Annotated in this window: 1 protein-coding gene and 1 pseudogene; both read right to left on the reverse strand. The window is 51.5% G+C overall.

Features of this window, described 5'->3' with window-relative positions:
* A pseudogene (locus ACFRAK_RS29210) lies at positions 1-308 on the reverse strand (GNAT family N-acetyltransferase); the annotation flags it as partial.
* A gap of 24 nt (positions 309-332) precedes the next feature.
* Positions 333-1,194, reverse strand: an 862-nt coding sequence (locus tag ACFRAK_RS29215; RefSeq protein WP_394573232.1) for an alpha/beta hydrolase, incomplete at its 5' end; no start/stop codon positions are given.

Genomic DNA, 1,194 nt, shown 5'->3' on the forward strand with positions numbered 1-1,194 from the left:
TCCTGATCCAGTCCTGTGAAGGCATGATCCATTCCACGCAGACGATCGACGATCGGACGATCCAGTTCTTCAGCCTGATCGCCTCCGTAAGTCACGATTAACCCGGCTACCTCGTTGTCTATCTCCTTTACTGTAAACTGTCGATGTCCCAGTCGGCCTTCATCTGCTCGGAAATACAGCTCCAGCCCGGCCAGTACCTTGTCCTTGGTAGTCTCGCCGGTCAGTTTATAGGCTACATCATGCAGCGCATCATACAGCAATTGTGCTGCTTCTGCTGCATCATCCGGTTTTGCGGCTCTAATTGTCATATGTAATACCTCCGATGATTTAGTTCAATGGAGCTCTTGATCCCAAGCTTCCACCTCGTAGCATAATACCATATCCTGATTAGTCGTAAACGAACGATGAATAATGTCGCTGCCTTCACCCAGCCTTTCATGCAAGCCAAACCCGCGCGATATTCTAAACGTAAACGTTAATCCGTGCGGAATCATCGCCGTTCCGCTATATGAGCCATCCTCTTTATAAGTTACCTCGATGCCTGCATATATGGTCGGGTATGGCGGTGTCTCGTTCGGTACCTTAACATGCACCGTAACTTGCACCAGCTCCGGCACTTCCTCAACGACAGTCATTTCCTTCGACGCGCTCACGCCTGCTTCCGTATAATGAACGACCGTGCTACCGCAAGCGAGCCCCTTCATTCTTCCATCCGGCAGGACGGCAAGCACTTCGGGATGATCTACATGAAAGACACCAGGTAACCCCGTACGCACAAAACCGCTGGTATAGGTTACTACCGGGTTCATCCATTTATCCGGCCCTCTCTGGCCGATCGTATGATCTCCCACCAAACGGACAGAGGCCGGCTGGCCAATCTCACCAAAGAAAAAAAGCAGCGGCGAATGTACTCGGTGCGCCCAATCCAACTGACTGTGCCCTGCTCCTGGATCGAGCAGCAGCATAAGATCCTGACCAAGGACGAAGCCATCCGCGACAAGAAGCTGCGCTTCCTCGCGCGCATACCGTTCCATGAAGAGCCCTTCAGCTCCCCCCATATCAAGCCATATCCGCAAACCTTCGGGATGGATATGGTATCTCTGATAAAAAGGGTGCTCATGAAGTCTTCCGTCCACATCGAATTCGTTATGGTAGAAAAACGGTGACATTACCGCGATCATACCGAACACATCC

The sequence above is a fragment of the Peribacillus sp. NPDC056705 genome (assembly GCF_043656335.1).